General features: G+C 52.0%; 19 protein-coding genes. 6 read left to right on the top strand and 13 right to left on the bottom strand.

All coding sequences use genetic code 11. The features are described 5' to 3' along the window. Window positions 1-16 precede the first annotated feature (16 nt). Window positions 17-469, top strand: coding sequence for a hypothetical protein (locus tag H6F94_RS10740; protein ID WP_190802215.1), 453 nt, complete (start codon window positions 17-19; stop codon window positions 467-469). 44 nt (window positions 470-513) lie between these two features. Here H6F94_RS10740 and H6F94_RS10735 read toward each other — a convergent pair whose 3' ends face one another. The 5 genes from H6F94_RS10735 to H6F94_RS10715 all read right to left on the bottom strand — a co-directional run bounded on the left by H6F94_RS10735 (window position 514) and on the right by H6F94_RS10715 (window position 4,086). Further along, the gene (locus H6F94_RS10735) at window positions 514-1,578 is read right to left on the bottom strand and encodes a metallophosphoesterase family protein (protein WP_190802214.1); all 1,065 of its coding nucleotides are present in this window, start codon (window positions 1,576-1,578) and stop codon (window positions 514-516) included. A 140-nt stretch (window positions 1,579-1,718) separates the two neighbouring features. After that, the gene (csaB, locus tag H6F94_RS10730) at window positions 1,719-2,762 is read right to left on the bottom strand and encodes a polysaccharide pyruvyl transferase CsaB (protein ID WP_199320334.1); all 1,044 of its coding nucleotides are present in this window, start codon (window positions 2,760-2,762) and stop codon (window positions 1,719-1,721) included. An 82-nt stretch (window positions 2,763-2,844) separates the two neighbouring features. Further along, a complete protein-coding gene (locus tag H6F94_RS10725) occupies window positions 2,845-3,153 on the bottom strand; it encodes an acylphosphatase (RefSeq protein WP_313949262.1) in 309 nt (102 codons plus the stop codon). Between the two features lie 5 nt (window positions 3,154-3,158). Next, on the bottom strand, window positions 3,159-3,641 hold the full coding sequence (locus H6F94_RS10720; protein WP_190802213.1) for a CRR6 family NdhI maturation factor: 483 nt from the start codon (window positions 3,639-3,641) through the stop codon (window positions 3,159-3,161). Between the two features lie 175 nt (window positions 3,642-3,816). Continuing rightward, entirely contained in the window at window positions 3,817-4,086 is a 270-nt protein-coding gene (locus H6F94_RS10715) for a hypothetical protein (RefSeq protein WP_190802212.1), read from the bottom strand. 152 nt (window positions 4,087-4,238) lie between these two features. Between H6F94_RS10715 and H6F94_RS10710 the strand changes: the two genes are divergently transcribed. Together H6F94_RS10710 and H6F94_RS10705 are read left to right on the top strand one after the other, a co-directional pair. After that, entirely contained in the window at window positions 4,239-4,700 is a 462-nt protein-coding gene (locus H6F94_RS10710) for a Fur family transcriptional regulator (protein ID WP_190802211.1), read from the top strand. 14 nt (window positions 4,701-4,714) lie between these two features. Further along, window positions 4,715-5,587 carry a tRNA (5-methylaminomethyl-2-thiouridine)(34)-methyltransferase MnmD gene (locus tag H6F94_RS10705; protein WP_190802210.1) on the top strand — a complete coding sequence of 291 codons (873 nt, stop codon included), beginning with the start codon at window positions 4,715-4,717 and terminating at the stop codon, window positions 5,585-5,587. A 352-nt stretch (window positions 5,588-5,939) separates the two neighbouring features. On the opposite strand, the gene H6F94_RS10700 is transcribed toward H6F94_RS10705, so the two are convergent. Continuing rightward, entirely contained in the window at window positions 5,940-6,197 is a 258-nt protein-coding gene (locus tag H6F94_RS10700) for a hypothetical protein (RefSeq protein ID WP_190802209.1), read from the bottom strand. Between the two features lie 144 nt (window positions 6,198-6,341). After that, window positions 6,342-7,769, bottom strand: coding sequence for an NADP-dependent isocitrate dehydrogenase (locus tag H6F94_RS10695; protein WP_190802208.1), 1,428 nt, complete (start codon window positions 7,767-7,769; stop codon window positions 6,342-6,344). A gap of 308 nt (window positions 7,770-8,077) precedes the next feature. On the opposite strand from H6F94_RS10695, the gene H6F94_RS10690 reads away from it, so the two are divergent. Further along, on the top strand, window positions 8,078-8,761 hold the full coding sequence (locus H6F94_RS10690; RefSeq protein ID WP_190802207.1) for a response regulator transcription factor: 684 nt from the start codon (window positions 8,078-8,080) through the stop codon (window positions 8,759-8,761). A 106-nt stretch (window positions 8,762-8,867) separates the two neighbouring features. Here the strand turns inward: H6F94_RS10690 and H6F94_RS10685 are convergent, their stop codons facing one another. The 3 genes from H6F94_RS10685 to H6F94_RS10675 all read right to left on the bottom strand — a co-directional run bounded on the left by H6F94_RS10685 (window position 8,868) and on the right by H6F94_RS10675 (window position 10,397). Next, on the bottom strand, window positions 8,868-9,434 hold the full coding sequence (locus tag H6F94_RS10685) for a slr1601 family putative cell division protein (RefSeq protein ID WP_190802206.1): 567 nt from the start codon (window positions 9,432-9,434) through the stop codon (window positions 8,868-8,870). Window positions 9,435-9,566: 132 nt separating this feature from the next. Continuing rightward, on the bottom strand, window positions 9,567-9,674 hold the full coding sequence (gene psaM / locus H6F94_RS10680) for a photosystem I reaction center subunit XII (protein WP_190802205.1): 108 nt from the start codon (window positions 9,672-9,674) through the stop codon (window positions 9,567-9,569). A 186-nt stretch (window positions 9,675-9,860) separates the two neighbouring features. Beyond that, window positions 9,861-10,397, bottom strand: coding sequence for a DUF2808 domain-containing protein (locus tag H6F94_RS10675; protein WP_199320332.1), 537 nt, complete (start codon window positions 10,395-10,397; stop codon window positions 9,861-9,863). Window positions 10,398-10,644: 247 nt separating this feature from the next. On the opposite strand from H6F94_RS10675, the gene H6F94_RS10670 reads away from it, so the two are divergent. Continuing rightward, window positions 10,645-12,477, top strand: coding sequence for an ABC transporter ATP-binding protein (locus H6F94_RS10670; RefSeq protein ID WP_190802204.1), 1,833 nt, complete (start codon window positions 10,645-10,647; stop codon window positions 12,475-12,477). 109 nt (window positions 12,478-12,586) lie between these two features. Here H6F94_RS10670 and H6F94_RS10665 read toward each other — a convergent pair whose 3' ends face one another. Continuing rightward, complete coding sequence (locus H6F94_RS10665) at window positions 12,587-15,427, bottom strand: M16 family metallopeptidase (RefSeq protein ID WP_190802203.1); 2,841 nt, start codon at window positions 15,425-15,427, stop codon at window positions 12,587-12,589. Between the two features lie 204 nt (window positions 15,428-15,631). Between H6F94_RS10665 and H6F94_RS10660 the strand changes: the two genes are divergently transcribed. After that, window positions 15,632-16,504, top strand: coding sequence for a M48 family metalloprotease (locus tag H6F94_RS10660; RefSeq protein WP_242041096.1), 873 nt, complete (start codon window positions 15,632-15,634; stop codon window positions 16,502-16,504). A gap of 111 nt (window positions 16,505-16,615) precedes the next feature. Here H6F94_RS10660 and H6F94_RS10655 read toward each other — a convergent pair whose 3' ends face one another. Then, on the bottom strand, window positions 16,616-17,467 hold the full coding sequence (locus H6F94_RS10655; protein WP_190802201.1) for a carbohydrate ABC transporter permease: 852 nt from the start codon (window positions 17,465-17,467) through the stop codon (window positions 16,616-16,618). Next, window positions 17,460-18,359, bottom strand: coding sequence for a carbohydrate ABC transporter permease (locus H6F94_RS10650; RefSeq protein ID WP_190802200.1), 900 nt, complete (start codon window positions 18,357-18,359; stop codon window positions 17,460-17,462). Before H6F94_RS10650 ends, H6F94_RS10655 begins: the two co-directional genes overlap by 8 nt. Window positions 18,360-18,366 lie beyond the last annotated feature (7 nt).

Below are 18,366 nucleotides of genomic sequence, written 5' to 3'. Positions count from 1 at the left end.
TCCTTTAGGAGAATTTATGACTCAAAGCAAGCGGCGCCGCTTCAGACCTAATTTTGCCACAGCTCAGCGCACTATAGATCCTGTCAGTAGCGACTCTTCTCAGCCACTTCACACTACTGCTAGTTTTGACCACCTAATTACTAAGCCCTCTGCACGCCCTAGTTTTGTTGACCAAGCCAGTCCTGAGAAAAACTTTGAGAAAGGCTCCCCGCAACACAATGGCCTGCCTCAGTTGATCGAACAGGACGCGCCCCTTCAATCTCGTAGCCAGCTGATCATGATGTATGACCGCTTCCAGGCGGAGATGCCGATTCAAGGCAGCCTGGGGGTGGGAAGCTGGATTCGACAGTTTTTGCAGGAGCATGGCTTGCCTAGCCTCATTCGTTTCGGTCAATCCAACCGACTGCGCGTATTTCGTCGCGATGAATTTCAGCCTTGGTTTGAACCACTGATGGTGACTAAGCCTTAGGCTGGCGCAATTGGTTGCACAACTTGAACCTCAAAAAGTCTTTGCTAGAGCTGCAACGTAGCCTGGTTGTCTGCAGGCGGTAAATCATTGAAACGCTCGAAGTACTGCCGAACTGGCGCGGGGAAGTCAGGAAAGCTAAATCGAGCATCTCCAGCAGCAACGGTTGCCCAAAAGTAACGCAGCTGGGCCAACAAAGGTTCTGACTCTTGTATCGAGAGATTCAGAGGCGGTTGTGTCAGCAGCTTGAGCATAAAAGAGGCGCTATGTTGTCCCATCCACTCCCGTGAAGTCTGCTGCAGAGTAGGCCAGTCAGGCAATGCTTCAACCCGATGGGAGTCCACGTCTAGCTCAGCTCCACTTGTAGTTGCGCGATAGGTCAGGACTCGGTAAGGGTGAGGGTAGCTGACTAGGGAGCCTGTAGTGATGTCGTAGAGGTCATAGCTGTGCGCAATGTCTTGGGCGTGCAGGTGGCCGGTGAACACTAGCTTCACCCCCGACCGTCTAAGGATGCTGGTCAGGGTGTCAGCGTTCTCTAGTAGGTAGCGACGTCCGAGGGGATTGCTAGCTTGACCAGGCAAATGCTCCAAAACATTGTGATGTACCATGACCAGAGTGGTCAGGCTCTGGGAACTGTTTAAGACTGCTTCTAGCCAACGCAGTTGCTCGTCATCTAACCTACCAAGTTGTCTCCCAGTCTCAGCACAGAACGCATTGGAATTCAGGCCAATGAGTCTAAGACCAGGCAGGGGTAAGCAAGCATAGTAGGGTTGATTTGAATCTTGGTAACCCTGGCGGCGGTAGTAGCCAGCGAAGCGAGAAAGCTCGACCGGAGCGACAAGATCATGGTTGCCTGGAATCACATAGGTGGGAAAGGGCAACTGTTGGAGGCGTTGGGCTAACCAATGGTGATTTTCCGGCTCGCCATCTTGAGTAAGGTCACCTGGTAATAACAGAAAATCCAATTCCAGAGTGACTAAATGAGCTAGAACTTGCTCTAGCGCAGCAACACTAACCTCCACCAGATGAAAGCGACTCACTGTATCGCGAATCGTCTGTGGCAAGGCAAGGTGCAGGTCACTGACCACTGCAAACCGGAAGTTCAAGCTCATAGTGGGCCCTGTAAAGCTCTAGTCAAGCTCACCAGATTCTAGAAGATTGCAGCTATTGTTGCTGCCTGAACTATTACGTTTTAGCTCGGTACGTTTTAGCTGGATACGTTTTAGCCTGGGGCATTAACTGCCACGACTGGCTAGGTTGCCAGGGCCCGAATCAGAACATCCTGATGCATTAGAGCTCGGTCCCGCTGCGACTGAATTTGGTCGCTGCTGAGTGGGTCACCATTCGCATAGTGCTCAAGCCAAACCCGAGTGATTTCGCTCGAATCAGAGGGCAAATCGGCTAACTCCCAGCCTGGCAGGCCGAGTTCGGTCATCAAAGCACTTACTTTGGGGTCATAGCTGAGGGCAAAGCAACGGCATCCCTCGGCTGCTGCCATAATCAGACCGTGAAAACGCATCGCTAGCGTCATTTCAACGCCTCGAAACACACCCTTTAGTTGAGCTGGACTATTGGGTTTGAGAATGACGCTAGGACCCGGTAGCTGGCTTTGAATCGTTTGAGCAATAGGCTCATCAGCTTCGGGCTGAAAGGGTAATAACAGCAGACAGGTTTCGGTCGCCTTTTGAAAATCGACTAAGGCCTTACTAAGACTCTCCAACCGCTTGGCTGTAAGTTGTGGATGCGGACGCAGGGCAACCGCTACGCGTGGAGCAGGCAACTGCCAAAGGTCACCGACAGGCAGCGAATCTAGAGCCCAAACTGGATCAGGAGCTAGGGTGCATTTCAGGTTCCAGGACTGAAGCAAATGGGCTGAGCGACCATCACGGACACTAATTTCAGAACAGGTTTTGAGCGCTTGATGAGTGAGCCATCGGGTCCAAGAGCGTTGAAGCGGGCCAACACCCTGAGCCCAGGCAATGGTCTTGAGCCCTAAAGCACGGGCGAGTCCCATCAAACCGCCATAGTAAACAGGGCTAGCGGCACTGGAAACATCCTGCATGAGGCTGCCACCGCCCCAGATGAACACTTGAGAAGCCTGCAGAGCTTGCAATACAGTAGCCGGATTCCATCGATCGCAGGCTGCTACACGGTGCAGGTTTTGGGTTTGGGTGGGGTTTGCTGAGAGAACCAGGGGTTCTACAGACGAGGGCAACATCTGCAACAGCGTAGCGAGCAGAGCTTCGTCGCCTGCGTTACCCAGCCCGTAGTAGCCGCATAGAACCGCTCGAACCAAGATGTCCTGTTGCCTCGTTCTGCATTTAGAGTCACCTCATCATCACATTAAGGCTGAGGCAACACCAGCCGTGAAGCCTTAATCAGGATGCAGTAGGCCGAATCTCAAAGGGGTCTGGAAAGTCATTGCCAGCAATGTCCTCACTGGTTTCCACCCCGGCCACAACAGCAGTTGGTACTCCTTGCTGGCACCACTCGATCAATGCTTCCACTTGATCAGCAGGGCCGCAACACTGAATCTCTACTCGTCCGTCAGCTCGATTGCGCACCCAACCGACTAGGCCTAGCTCTCTAGCCCGCTGCTGAGTGTAAGCTCGGAAGCCAACCCCCTGTACCTGCCCGGACACCCAGATCCGACGGGCAATCGAAGTTTGCCAGCTCGAATCTCCCACAGAGCTCAATTTCCCTCTGCGCTAAGAAGCTGGAAAAAGGCAAGATCGATGTCGTAGCCCAAAACTTGAGCCATAGACCGTAATTTATTTTCTGGCTCAATGCTGCGATCGCTTAGCCAAGTCATGAGAACAAAAATCTTGCTCATCACGAAGATCTCTAGAGCTTCAGGGTTGAATTGAATACCCTCTCTGCTACTGAATTGGTGCGGGACTAACATCGCAACGTAACGAGCCAGCTCCCCAGATTTCCAATCCAAGAAATAGGGTAGCCAGGGGTAGTATGCATCCAGGCGAATAAACCACAGACGAACCTCGGGAATTTCCGAGAGCTCGCGTGGGTCATTGCTCTCCCGTGGATAGCTGATATCGAAGTGCAATTGCTGTTCGTTCGCTAGGGGCTCCTGCACTAGTTTCTCAATCACAATTTGAGCCGGTGAGAGATCTAGATTTTCTAGGCAGGTTGGATTGAGATAAATGGTGGTAGTCATGGGGCCAGAAACCAGGCTGAACAAAACTTTATATGACCAGTTTGCAGTCTAGTGTAGGCCACTTCGCTCTTCCAAACCGTCCAAGAGCCCACTGAGGACGTGAGCCGATACATATAAAAATCAATATCGTGTAGTGGTATGCAGGTCTAGGTGCAGGACTTTAGAGCTAGTGTGGCTAGGATGTGCGCTCCGAGAAACGGCGCATACGGCTAGCTAAGTCTCGCAATGCCTCTCGCATTGGTACCCCTTGCTGCTCAATCTGCTGACGAATGGCTAGTGCCTTGGCATAGTCGTAGATATCTGCTTCAACAGCATCTAGGTCAGCACAGACTTCGGGAGGTCCCGGCTCGTCTGGGACAAAACAGCTTTCCATTAACTGAATTTTGGCTTCCAGCTCAGCAGCAGTAAAGGTTTCAACTAAAGTTTTGATGCGTTCAAGATTCATGGAGGTGAATCAGGAAAGAAAAAATCTACAACTGTTCTCAGAATAGTAGTCTGTTGGTCAGTTGGACTATTGCAGGAACTCATAACGACTTCGAGTGTCGTAGCATAGAAGTAATAGCCTTAAAAACACGAGGCTTGCAGGACCAGAACGCTATGGTGAAACCAATTGAATCCCTTGATGATGCCCTAGCCCGGTGTCAGCACTTAGGGATGCGCCTGAGCCGTCAACGTCGTTACATCTTAGAGTTGCTTTGGCAGGCCCAGGAACATCTCTCTGCACGGGAGATCTACGACCGCTTGAATCAGACCGGGAAAGGTATCGGTCACACCTCGGTCTACCAAAATCTAGAGGCCCTTTCCAGCCAGGGCATCATCGAGTGCATTGAGCGAGCTGAGGGGCGACTTTACGGAAACGTCAGCGATCCTCACAGCCATGTCAATTGCGTTGACACCAACCAGATTTTAGATGTGGTTGTACAACTGCCTGAGGACCTGCTACGCGAGGTGGAACGGCGGACCGGTACAGTCATCACGGACTACCGAATTGAATTTTTCGCACGCCGCCAACCTGCCGCTGCTCAAACTGGTTCAGCAGATGCTGATGATTTCCGTTAGTCGTGTAGCAAGTGGTGGCTAATCCTGCGGATCAGCTAACGCTACAGCCAACCGGCGACGGCTCCTTCACGTTCTATTCCCAACAATTCCAAGAGGCATTTCATAGCCTGAAAGGAGCCAAACAGGAGGCAGAGGCTAAGTTTGTTGGTCCTGCGAAACTGGCTGAACGGGCAAGAGAAGCCTCCTGCCTGCGCCTTTTAGATATTTGTTACGGTCTGGGCTACAACAGTGCAGCTGCTTTAGAAACCATTTGGCAGGCTAATCCAACCTGCCAGGTCGAGCTATGGGGATTAGAGTTCAATTCCCAGGTGCCAATTCAGGCTGCGGCACAACGCTTACTGCGCCTGTGGTCACCAGGAGTTGCAGCCCCTTTGGAGCAGCTAGCTCAACAGGGATACCTGGCGACCCCTTGCCTGCGCGCTGAATTGCTGCTAGGAGATGCTAGACGAACCTTGCAGGGCTTGCAGGCACAGAAAAACTTCACGGCAGATGTCGTTTTTCTGGATCCCTTCTCGCCGCCTCACTGCCCTCAGCTCTGGACGGTAGAGTTTTTAAGCTTAGTCGCCTCAACCTTAAAGCCAACAGCTTGTTTGGTGACCTACTCTTGCGCTGCTGCCGTTCGTACGGCCTTGAGCTTAGTGGGCCTGCAATTCGGTAGTACGGTGCCAGTTGGGCGTCGCACACCAGGAACAATTGCAGCTTGGTCTGCATTGGGGTTGCCACTCTCGCCGCAGGAACAAGAGCATCTTCAAACCCGAGCTGCGGTTCCCTACAGAGATCCAGCCCTAAATGATCCCGCTGAAGCCATCCACCAGCGCCGACAGCAGGAGCAACAGGATAGCAACCTGGAACCGACCTCTCACTGGAAACGGCGCTGGCAGGCTTAGAAATATTTCGAAAAAATAGCCTCTGTCTTTGGATAGTGCACAGGGGCGGGGATCAAGACCGAAAGTAGAGTTTAGGCTCGGGATCGAGATTTAAGTGAGGATTTCATAACTAGAGTTTGGTTAAAAACCGTGATTTTTGAAACTTTTGAATGCCCCTGTTGTTCAGACACTATGTTGCGACACGTTCGCGCTAGCGAACGCTACCTTTACTGTCGGCGTTGCCGCCTAGAGATGTCACCCCTACTAACCAGCCAGGTTTTAGGACCTCGAGGCTCAGGTTTAGCTGGCTCGCGCCCCTTGGTTGCTTCTAGACATAGCTTCTAAGGGACGCGACGAGCACAAGGCTATAAGCTCAGTCAGCTGCAGAGCGAGCCAGTAGGGAACTGTCGATAGAAGTGGTGCGCCACCAGACACATGCGATCCGGTTCAGAGGTAGGACATACTGCCAGATCTCAACTGCACCGTTGCGTACAGAACAGCGCCGAAACCGAACGCAGCCCTCGGCTACGTCGAGAATCTCGCAGTTCTGCCAGCTACAGCCGTCAGTAACGTCCTGAATATTGACTCGATAGCCATCAGTCAGGGCTTGATGGAGCATTTGCTCAATCACGGTGATTTGTCCTCTATCGCAGGGTAGGAACTTATCCGTTTAGTATTCCCTATGTCCTGACACAATTTGTATCAGGGCACCATACTTTTAATTTTCTTAACCTGCTGTTAGGAGACTTGCCTCTAAGTGCTCCTAATTGCCGCTTTAGTCGTCGAAGTGCTGGATGATGGCCTGCGCGAACTCCGAGCATTTCAGAGGTGGCTCAACTGCCGGTTCCATCAAGCGTGCCAAATCGTAGGTCACTTCTCGATTTGAGATCGCTGCTCCCAAGCCCTTCTTAATCAAGTCTGCTGCTTCCTGCCAGCCTAAATACTCGAACATCATCACGCCGGAGAGAATTAAAGAGCCTGGGTTTACTCGATCGAGCCCAGCATGCTTGGGTGCAGTGCCATGAGTTGCTTCGAAAATGGCACAGGTATCGCCGATATTAGCGCCAGGTCCCATGCCTAAGCCCCCGACGATAGCAGCGGCGGCATCAGACAGATAGTCGCCATTGAGGTTCATGGTCGCCAGGATTGAGTACTCATCCGGCCGAGTCTGCAGTTGTTGGAAAATGCTGTCTGCGATCCGGTCGTTGACCATGATTTTGTCTTTCCACTGGCCCTGACCATGGCTGTCCCAGATAGCTTGAAGCACACTGTCGACCTCTTGGCAGAACTTCTCTTGCTTTTCAGCCGTGAGGGCATCGTAGCCTGGTTCTAAAAGACGAGCATTTTCTGCTGAGGTGAGGTTGGGGTTGCGCTCCTGATTGCTTAAGATCCAAGACTCCCGCTCGGTGACACAGACGTCCCGGAACTCACTGGTTGCTAATTCATAGCCCCAATCTCGGAAAGCTCCCTCGGTGTACTTCATGATGTTGCCCTTGTGGACCAGGGTGACCATCTGCTTCGCCTTAGGCAACAGAAGTGCATGCTTAATCGCCTGACGCACCAAGCGCTGGGAGCCGGTCTTGCTGATTGGCTTAATGCCAATCCCAGAGTCTAGAGGGATTTGCTTGTTACCGTGCTCCGGTGTGGCTGGAATAAGTTCCGTGTTCAGGAGCTGAATCAGCTTGTCCCCGATTTCGCTACCTTGACGCCACTCGATCCCTAAATAGATGTCCTCAGTGTTCTCCCGATAGATGATGACATCCAGCTTCTCAGGGCTTTTGTGGGGAGAAGGGGTGCCGGGGTAGTACTTGCAGGGGCGCACGCAGGCATAGAGGTCGTGGATCTGGCGCAGGGCCACATTGAGAGAGCGAATGCCCCCACCAATAGGGGTTGTGAGTGGACCTTTGATCGCAACACCAAACTCTTTGATCGCACTCAGCGTGTCTTGCGGCAGGTATTGATAGGTGCCGTATAGCTCGCAGGCTTCATCACCTGCATAAACCTTGAACCAAGTAATCTGTCGCTTGCCGCCATAAGCCGCTTTGACCGCTGCGTCAAATACTTGCTGCGAGGCAGGCCAGAGGTCAATGCCAGTACCGTCACCTCGGATAAAGGGAATAATCGGGTTATCTGGAACGATGGGCTCACCGTTTTTGAAGACGATTTGCGAGCCAGTGGCTGGGGGAGTAATCCGTTCGTACATCCTGGTTAATTCACTTTCCAAGCTGGGTATGCACTCAAACCGCTATCAGACTGTGCTTGGCGCACCCCAATTTGGTGACAGCGGTCTCACAGTAAACTACCAGAATAAATTAGCCTGCTCTAGAGCTGAGCACCTGAAACTATTGATGCCCCTCAGCAAACTTTTTGTGGAATGCGCTGAAACCTCCGGCTCAACCCTAAGATCGGTTTAAGTCGCTCAAACTAGGGAATGCTACAGGGTAAATACATCCAGTCGTGACTACTCACGTTGTCCCTGCTGCCGATTCCACATCCTCTGTCCCTGGCTTTATGAAAAGGATCCTTGTCGTTGATGATGACACTACTCTGCTAACGGCTTTAACCCGTTATCTAGAGAAGCGCGGCTACTTGGTCACGTCGGTCGGCTCTGGATCGCAGGCCTTAGCTGCTTTTGAGCAGGAACCTCCTGACCTGGTAGTTTCTGACGTGATGATGCCTGAGATGGATGGCTTCGAGTTCTGCCATCGACTGCGCACCCTACGCTCTGGCCAACTCGTGCCTTTTATTTTCTTATCGGCTCGGGGAGAAGTTGAAGACCGAGTGCAAGGTCATGCCACAGGCGCTGATGACTATCTAATCAAGCCCTTTGAGCCTCGAGAACTCGTTGCTAAGATTGAGGCTCAGCTCGAGCGGGCCCGTCGTACCCACGCCGAGATTTTGCGCCTGATGCAGCAGGGCATGCCTCAAGAAACAGGCAACGCCTCAGCTCCAGTTCCTGAACAGCTACCGCTGACCAATGCCGAGGTCAAAGTGTTTTGGGAAGTGATCCAAGGCTTCACCAACAAGCAGATTGGTGAGCGTTTATACATCAGCCCTCGCACGGTTCAGACCCATCTCAGCAGCATCTTGAGCAAGCTCAACCTGGAGAATCGCTCCCAGCTAGTCCGATTTGCTTTTGAGCATGGTTATCAGCCTGCGGTTGGCGATAACCTTTCCGAAAGCTCCCCGGTTTAGCCCTTGGTATGGATGATGGAGTGGGCTATTGAGCTTGATTTGGAACCATCAAAATTGCTGACGGACATCTTTCTGGACGTCTGGCTAATTATCTATGGGGAGCCATCTAGGGTGAGCCGTCATCCCATTTGGGACTAATCAACTCAACTTGAACTTGATTGGGGTTGACTAAGCCTTGCTCGCGCAGGATAGCTTCTGTCTGGGTAGGGTCAAAGTTGCGAGTGAGACGTTCGCGCAGGACTTTGACCCGTTGCTGGGCCGTTTTGACTTCATTACTGATTTCGTGGAGCTGCTTTTGCTGAGCCAACTGGTAAGGAAATAGCTGCACCAGCGCATAGCAAGCAGAGGCCGCTAGAACCAGGTTGACTGCAATCGCTGCTACTGCCTCCAAGCCCCGAGCACGATAACGACGATTGCGCTGCGCTTGGAGTAGGCGAGCCGCCCTTGATGCATCAGTTGAAGGTTGGGGTGGCACCAGCAGAAGACCCGGTTGAAATTTCGCTGAAGCCTGAGAAGCTTGTGCTTGGCCAGAAGGCCTCACTGCTTGAGGTCGCTTAAGGCCAGTAGCAGGGAGACGGCGACCCAAGGCTGAGTTCCGCAAAGGTCTGGGGGCTGGTTGAGCTGCATGGGGCTCACGCCAGGAGAGCTGAAAGGGGCGTCGTCGGGCAACCATACAAGCTCACAGGCTCAAGCAGGGCTGGGAAAATTAAGGCAAATCTGAAAAACAAATACTAAAGAGGCAGGTGCCCTCTGGCCGAACACTGAGGGTGTATTTGGAGAGTGACGACCTGCCTGAAGAAACTACCTACTTATACAAATTGGTAGACAGCATGTATGCCAGAATACCTGGGAACAGAGCTACCACCAGAGCAGTGTAGACCTGAGTATCAGATAAGGCTGTAGCCAGTATCATTGCGGGTTTCTCCTTCAGCAAGCATTAATCGTGCTACCACGATACACCGTCTCACCAAATGTACCGCTCTGCTTCCCTTAGTCAAAAAACTTAGTCAAAGAGCTAGTCGGAGCGTCAGCCAGAAGACTTGACAGTAGAGGTCTTAGGCTGCCTCTATTCAAGTGACTAACAAGTGAATTAGACAAGTCACTGTGTGCTGATCACCCAAGTGCCCACATGACGGAACAGTGGAGAGCCTCCAGGGGTAATCACTCGGCAGTTGAAGTAGAAGATGCCGCCGGAGCGTGGGTTCCGAACATTCGATAGCACCACTTCCATGTCCCTGCCAGAGGGAATCGGATCTTGAGGGATGACCTCGATCAAGTTGTTATCGGGTTGCCAGGAGGCAGATTCTAGAGGAACGCTCTTACCACCGACCCGCAGCTCAATCCGTCGCGGATCGAAGTCGCCAGAGTAAGTATTGGGATAGCTGATTTGAATTTGAGCAACTGCCAGGTCTTGCAGTTGAGCATTGGCTAGATCTGAGCGACGGATGCGGAGACGATAGCGATCAATGCCTCCAGGCTGTCCGTCAAAATCTAGGCGATAGTTCAGGGCGTGTTCACGGACGCCTTGAGGGCCAAAGAGAACAAACCCAGGGTTCGCCTGCGCCAAACTTGCAGCAGGTAAACCGGTTAACAAACAACTTGAAGCCAGCAGAGCAGTCAGGGAACGTTGCAGCATGAGGCTTTTGGACACTCCGCAAAGAAACTAAATTCACCACAGCCTAAACACAGCCTATCGGAATGCTTAGCCTGGTGGCTAGCTCACTAGATTTTGTTAACGCTTGGCTGAGGGTGGTTAATGTTTCAAGTATTGTGGGGTGTTGCAGGTTTCTGGTGGACAATCTTGCCATTCCAGTTGTGCACAATGAAGGGACCATATTGTGGCTTCTCTTCTCTCCCTTCACGCTGCCTACGCCAACTGTCCTATGAGTGAACCAATTCTCCAAGTCCGTAACCTGCGCGTGCAGTTCCAGACCGATAGCAAGTTGGTGGAGGCGGTTAGTGATGTCTCCTTCTCACTCAACCGAGGGGAGACCCTGGGGATTGTGGGGGAGTCTGGTTCTGGCAAGTCGGTAACCTCACTAACTTTGATGCGCCTGGTCCCCTGTCCGCCAGGCCGGATCGCTAGCGGTGAGGTATTGTTCCATCCCCCCGACGAGCGGACCAGTCGTTCAGTGAATCTACTGAAGCTGCCAGAAAGCCAGATGCGCGATTACCGAGGCAATCGCTTGGGCATGATTTTTCAGGAGCCCATGTCCTCCCTCAATCCGGTATTTACCTGCGGATTTCAGGTTACGGAGGCAATCCGGCTGCACCAGAACGTCTCAGCGACAGAGGCACGACGGCTAGCGGTGGAGCTGTTCGACGAAGTGAAATTGCCGACGCCAGAAGCTATTCTCGACCGCTACCCGCATGAACTGTCCGGTGGGCAACTGCAGCGGGTCATGATCGCGATGGCAATCTCCTGCAACCCAGATATCCTAATTGCCGATGAGCCAACCACAGCACTAGATGTGACTGTTCAAGCGACGATCTTGGACCTGCTGCGGGAACTGCGCGATCGTCGGGGGATGTCGATTCTGTTCATTACTCACGACTTGGGTGTGATTGCCGAAATCGCTGACTCTGTAGCGGTGATGTATCAGGGCAAGGTGGTTGAGTATGGCAGCGTGTTGGACATCTTCTCTAAGCCCCAACATCCCTACACGCGGGGCTTGCTCACCTGCCGTCCGCGGCTGGATAAACGCTTGAGGTATTTGCCAACGGTATCGGATTTCATGCAGGAAAGTGTCGATGCCACGGGCGCAGTTCTGCTCAGCGAACGGGCTCTGGATGATGCTAGATCTGAACGTCTCAACACTGAAGTCAGCACCGCTGAGCTGCGTGAGCGCAACAACCAACTTCAATCTCAAGAGCCTCTACTCAAGGTCGAAGATCTCAAGGTATTCTTTCCCGTGCGCGGCGTTTTTGGCCAAACCCAGCGCTACGTTATGGCAGTGAACGACGTCTCGTTTGAGGTTTATCGAGGCGAAACCTTGGGCCTGGTAGGTGAGTCGGGCTGTGGCAAGACGACGCTGGGACGAGCTTTGCTACGTCTAGTGAAACCAACGGGCGGGCGAGTCTTGTTTGAAGGCACGGATGTGCTCAGTTTGGGTAAATCGGCGTTGCGTCAGCTGCGTCGAGATATGCAGATTATCTTCCAGGATCCCTTTGGTTCACTCGATCCGCGCATGAGCGTTGGCGATGCAATCATGGAGCCTTTGCGCCTGCACAAAAACGACGAGGGCGTGAAGATGGGTGGCCGAGCCTGTCGGGAGCGGGCTGGTTATCTGCTAGAACGAGTTGGCCTCAGCCCAGAATCCATGAATCGCTTTCCCCACGAGTTCTCGGGTGGTCAGCGGCAGCGGATTTGCATTGCTCGGGCTTTGGCTCTCAACCCTAAGTTCATCATCTGTGATGAGTCTGTATCAGCCTTAGATGTCTCTGTACAGGCTCAAGTTCTCAACCTGCTCAAGGAACTACAAGAAGAGTTCGGTTTGACTTACATCTTCATTTCCCATGACCTCAGTGTGGTCAAGTTCATGAGCGACCGCATCATCGTGATGAACAAGGGCAAAATCGAAGAGATCGGTCCTGCTGAAGAGATTTATCAATCGCCGCAACAGGACTACACCCGAGCGCTGATCAATTCAATTCCTTTGGGCAACTTGGAAGACATTCGCTCTCGCCAAACTAAACGGGGTCTGCTAGTTGAGTAGGTTGAAGAACCAATTGGATAAGAACCATTGAATAAGAGCCAATAAGTAAGGGCAGGGATCAATCCCTGCCCTTACTTATTGGTTTACGCGCTTTTACGAAATTTTGGGCCTAGGAACGAGGCGCTGAGGCACCCGTGCCGCTAACAGCTGGACCTGCAGTGACAACCACTAGGTTGTCGGGGCTCAGCAACTCTTTGGCAGTCTGGTTCACCTGCTGTAGAGTTACGGCTTCGATTTGGCTAGGGAATTGGCGAATTTCTTCCCGCCCTAAGCCGTAGACTGCGTTCATCAAAATCGTATTTGCCACGCTATCAGGGTCTGCTAAGCCAACCGGATAGCTGTTGGTGATTGACCGTTTAGCCGCTGCCAGTTCATTGGAGGTGACACCCTGGTCACGCAGTTGCTTCAGTAGCCTGAGGGTGCTGTCAACAGCCCGTTGTGCGTCTTCAGGGGCAGTCTGCATCTGAATCAGGAAGGGACCAGCATTAATTCCAGCCTGAAAATAGCTGTAGATGCCGTAGGTCAGGCCCTGACGGTCGCGAATTTCGGTTCCTAAGCGGCTCGCCAAGGTATTGCCCCCCAGAATCTCGTTGAGCACTAGGGCTGCATAGAAGCGAGGGTCTTTGCGGTCGATGGCGCTGTAGCCGAGATAGGTGATCGACTGCGCCTTACCCGGCAGGACTGGATTGAGCCGAACCACCGCTTTGGGCAATGGTACAGGGGGAAACTCCAGTGCCGGAGGCTTACCACTCGCCTGCCAGGAGCCGAACTCGCGCTCAAGCAGGGCACGGGCTTGGCTAGGCTCAAAGTCCCCCAGCAGAGTAAGCACCGTGGTATCAGGGCGGTAGTGTGCCCGGTAGAAATTTACTAAGTCTGACCGGTCAATCCCTTTAAGGCTCGCCTCACTAGGGAAGGCATAGAACGGGTGGTTGTTTGGATAGACGGCCTGTTGGAAAGCACGACGGCCCAAACGAGCAGGGTTATCTAATTCAACTTTCAGCGCCGTTAATGCCCGTTGGCGGCTCAGTTCCAATTCTTGAGCCGGAAAAGTAGCTTGTTGTAATACAGACGCTAAGGTTTGGGTCACAGTGGTCAGATCGGCAGCTAAAGCATTACTGCTGATTATGACTCCCTCCCGATTTGCACTGAAACCTAAGCTGGCCCCCCGGTCCTCTAGGGTCTTCGCGAGAGTCAGCGCATCTTTGCCTTGGGCACCATTCATCAGGTTCTCAGCAGTTAGGCTGGCGAGCCCAGCTTTGGCAGTCGTGTCGAACTCACTCCCAGCCTGAACATAGCCACTCAAAGTGACCGTCGGTGTACTGCGGTCGGGTAGCAGCAGTACGCGCAGACCATTGGGCAGGCTAACAGTTTCAGGCAGAGCTTGGGGCGTGCGCGTATCCGTTGAGTCGCTGGGTGGCAGATATTTGGCGACTTCGCTGGGATCAACAGGGGGCCCCAAGTTGAATTGTTCGGCTGTTTGGGTTGAGCCTGTTGCTGCCGTCCCAACACGCCCGTCCACTTGCGTGGGTTCGAAGAAGCCAATAGTGCGGCTCTGAGGGCTGAAGTAGGTGCGGGCGACTCGCTGGACATCGGCAGCACGGACTTGCTCGACTGCGGCTAGAAAGTGGTCTCGATAGCGGTAGTCGCCTGCACTGGTCTGGTCATCGCCCAGCTGAAACGCCTGACTGGTGATGTCACGGCTTTGCAGGGTGATGGCTGCTTGCAGTTGAGTCTTAGCGCGCTTCAACTCCTCCTCAGTCACTGTCCGATCGCGTAGCGCCGTCAGGGTTTGCTGGAGCACCTGGTCGATTTTGCTGAGATTTTGACCAGGGGCAGCAGTGGCATTCAGCTCGTACCAACCGGATTCAATTAAGGTTGCGGCATAACCACTGACATCACTGGCTAAGCCTGATTCAACCAAAGCTTGATAGAGACGGGAACTGCGCCCACCGGTGAGGACGTAATCCAGTACGTTTAGAGCTGCCACGTCGGGGTGGTTGACGTTGGGCAGCGGGTAGACTGCCTTCAACAGGGCAGCACTGCCCGGTTCCCGCAGGACCAATGGGGCCTTAGCTGCTTGGCTGGATGGAGAAGCAGCCTGGGCTGCTGGCGCTTGTGCTGTAGTGCCAAGCTTAGGGACTTTACCAAAAGCCTTCTGCACTGCGGCTAGAACTGGCTCGGTTTGAAAATCACCCGTAATCACCAAGGTGGCATTACTGGGACTGTAGTAGGTGCGGTAATACTGGCGAACTTGCTCTACTGTAAATTTCTCAACATCCGCTTTAGTGCCACCGACCGGGAGGCCATAAGCTCGTTGGGGAAAAGCAGCTCGCATCACCGCACGGTTAAGTCGGTAGTTAGGGCTATTCTCGTAACCCTGTAGCTCTGAAATTACCACTCGCTTCTCGCTGGTCAATGACTCAGGATTGATCAGCGAGTTTTCCATCCGGTCAGCTTCTAGCGTGAGCAACGCATCGAGTTTGTCTCGTTCGACGGTGCCAAAATAAGCTGTCTCGTCATAGCTGGTGAAAGCATTAGAGGCGCTGCCTAGAGCACTAAATAGACGTCCAAATTGGATAGGACGTTGGGTTGTTCCTTTGAATAGCAAATGCTCAAGTTGGTGAGAAATGCCGCTCAGTCCAGCGGTTTCGTTACGAGAACCAACGCGATACCAAACCTGCACGCTAACTACAGGTGAGGTATGAATTTCCTTGGTCAGAACAGTTAGGCCATTAGCCAAAACTGTCTTACGTACGTTCTCTGTAGTTGACAGTGATTGTGCATTCGGGGGTGCACCTGGAGTCGCTGCTACAGCGATTGGTGAGGGCGCTGCAGACGCAGCTAACTGAGCAGAATGATTAGGGCCACCAAAGTAAAATACAGCACTCAAACAGAGGCCGAAAAATAGACCTGGAAGGCCATAGCGACGTAGGTTACCTAAAAGAGACATAAAGCTTTTGTGAGAGAGCGAAACGAGCCAGTCTTAGAGTTTTCCTGCTCCACTCTAGCGGTTTCACTCCAGTTCTCCCACGCGCTCCAGTTCTCGCATTAAGTTCTCTCATGAGGTAGAGCACAGGCCCTCTATAGATCTGAGAATTTAAGAGCAACCTGAAGAAAATCTCTGATATTACTACTGATATAAACTATGTTGGGCATGAATCAAATTAAGACAGCGGCGCTGCTGGGGCTTCTCAGCGGCTTGTTGGTTCTGGGTGGATACTTGTTAGTTGGCGATGAGCAGGGTCTGTACATCGGCTTAGCGCTTGCTGCAATCACCAGCTTCGGCTCTTGGTTCTACTCCGACCAAGCTGCTCTTGCCGCCTACCGCGCCCAACCTTTACAGCGGCATGAGGCACCGGAACTGTTTGACATGATCGCTTCGCTCAGCGAACGGGCGGAGATTCCCATGCCTAAGGTGTTCATTGTGCCGACTCAGTCGCCTAATGCTTTCGCGACCGGTCGTGACCCTGAACATGCTGCTGTAGCAGTGACTCAGGGCATTCTCGAGGCGCTCTCCCCAGAGGAACTCGAAGGGGTACTGGCCCATGAACTCACGCATATTCGCAACCGAGATACGTTGACGCAAGCAGTTGCAGGCACCCTGGCTGGGGCTGTCACTTTTCTGGGCCGAATCCTCACCTTTGGTGCCCTGTACGGCCCAGTCACTCGTGATGATCGTCGAGGCGGTAACCCTCTAGGTCTGCTGTTTCTGGTCATTTTGGCTCCCCTGGCCGCTGGTTTGCTCCAATTTGCAGTTTCCCGCACCCGTGAGTACGCGGCTGATCTCGGTTCAGCTCAACTCACGGGTAATCCCTTGGCCCTGGTTAGCGCTTTGCAAAAACTAGAAGAGATGGGCCATCAGATTCCCATGAATGGCAACCCAGCCATGTCACCCTTATTGATTGTGAATCCACTCTCGACCAAAGGCTTGCAGACCCTATTCCGTACCCACCCAGCGACTGAGGATCGGATTCGTCGTCTGCGGGAACTGGCTCAGCAACGTCAAGCAACTCCCGTTGCTGCCTAGAGGCTCTAATTTTTAGGCCTAAACGGCTAATAGTTTGAAGGTTGCCTTTGCAAACTGGTATCAACAACCAGAGTAAGGGCAGCTTTCTAGTTTGCAAGGGCAGACAGGTTTCTAACGCTTGCCCCCTGTGAAGGTAACTCCTTGGATGAAATATCGATTAAAAAACGCATAGAGTGCCAATGCCGGTAAGGTAAAAACCATCGACGCGGCCATAATATAGTTCCAGTAACTGATGTATTGACCTTTGAAGGTATTGAGCCCCAGAGGCAGAGTGAACATCTCTGGCTCAAATAGAATCACCAAAGGCAGCAAGAAATTATTCCAGCTTCCCATGAAAACAAAAATGGCTTGAGCTGCCAGAGCTGGCTTGGCTAATGGCAAAACAATGCGAAAGAAAATGCCAAACCCGGTAAGGCCATCTAGCTTTGCTGCTTCCTCTAGTTCCTTTGGGAAATTTACAAAGAACTGCCGCATCATAAAAATGAAGGTGGCATTGACCATCCCTGGCACAATCATGCCTTGATAGGAATTCAACCATCCCAAGGCTTTGAGAATCAAGAAAGTTGGGATCAGAGTAATTTGGGGTGGAACTGTTAAGACAGATAGAATTAGAAAGAACCAGAAGCGATTACCCGGAAAGCGAAGGCGGGCCAAAGCATAGCCTGCCATAGAATTAAAGAGCAGATTAAAAACTGTGACACCAACAGCAATAAACAGACTGTTGAACAGCCAACGCAAAAATAGAGGCTCTTGAATAAAAACGCGTTTGTAGTTATCCAGCGTGAATTGCTTGGGAATGAAATTGATTCCCCCCGCTAGAATCTCAGTCAATGGCTTGAAAGAAGCAGATAAAGACCATAGGAATGGGACCGCCGTAATGACTGCGTACAAGACCAAGAAACCGTATAAAATTCCCTGTTGCCCAGAGAAAGAATGGGATTGTTCGCTTTGCCGTTTAGACAAGTTTTTCTCCCTTAAATAGGCCCCGTTGAACAATAGTCAAGGCAATGATTAGAGCAGCCAACATAAAAGCAATGGCAGCAGCGTAACCTAAGTTCAGGCTTCTAAAAACATATTGATAAATCAGAAGCACAATCGTCAGAGTTGAGTTGTTAGGACCACCGGAGCCACCTGAAAAGATATAAGACTGATCGAAGAGTTGGAAGGTGCCGATAATGCCAACGGTGGCAACAAAAAAAGTGACAGGTTTAAGTAAGGGAAGTGTGATGTGAACTAACTTTTGCCAGTCGTTAGCGCCATCTAGAGTAGCAGCCTCATAAACTGACTCTGGGATATCTTGAAGTGCCGCCAGATAGATCACCATGTAGAAAGGCGCGGTTGACCAGATATTCATCAACATAATCGCCTTGAGGGCAATGTCCGGATCGCCAATCCAATTGTATGTAGGTAGACCAACCAAGGCGAGAACATCATTCAACAGGCCATTGGTGTTATAGATCCACATGAAAATCAAAGTTAGAACTGCCGACGAGGTAATGGTGGGCAGAAAATAGATAATACGAAACCAGGTTTGTCCTCTAATACCTGAGTTGAGAGTAACTGCGAGTAATAGAGCGAGAACAGTCTGCGCTGGAACCACAATCGCCACGTATTGAACTGTATTCTTTAAGGCAATCCAAATGCGCGGGTCGCCAAACATGCGTGCGAAATTGCGCAGGCCGACAAATTGATAGTCGATCTCGCCTAGAAGTTGAACCTTTTGAACAGAGAGAAATACAGCGTATAGAATTGGCAACACAACAAAAGTGCTCAGAACCAAAATGGCAGGCGCCATGAAGAGATAACCAGTGCCTATTTCTCTGAAATTTTGTTGCTGCTTTTGTGGTCTGGGCATGATCAAT

The sequence above is a fragment of the Leptolyngbya sp. FACHB-261 genome (genome assembly GCF_014696065.1).
Lineage (GTDB): Bacteria > Cyanobacteriota > Cyanobacteriia > FACHB-261 > FACHB-261 > FACHB-261.
Note: the sequence above shows the minus strand (reverse complement) of the source record. Positions and strands in the feature narration are given on the sequence as shown.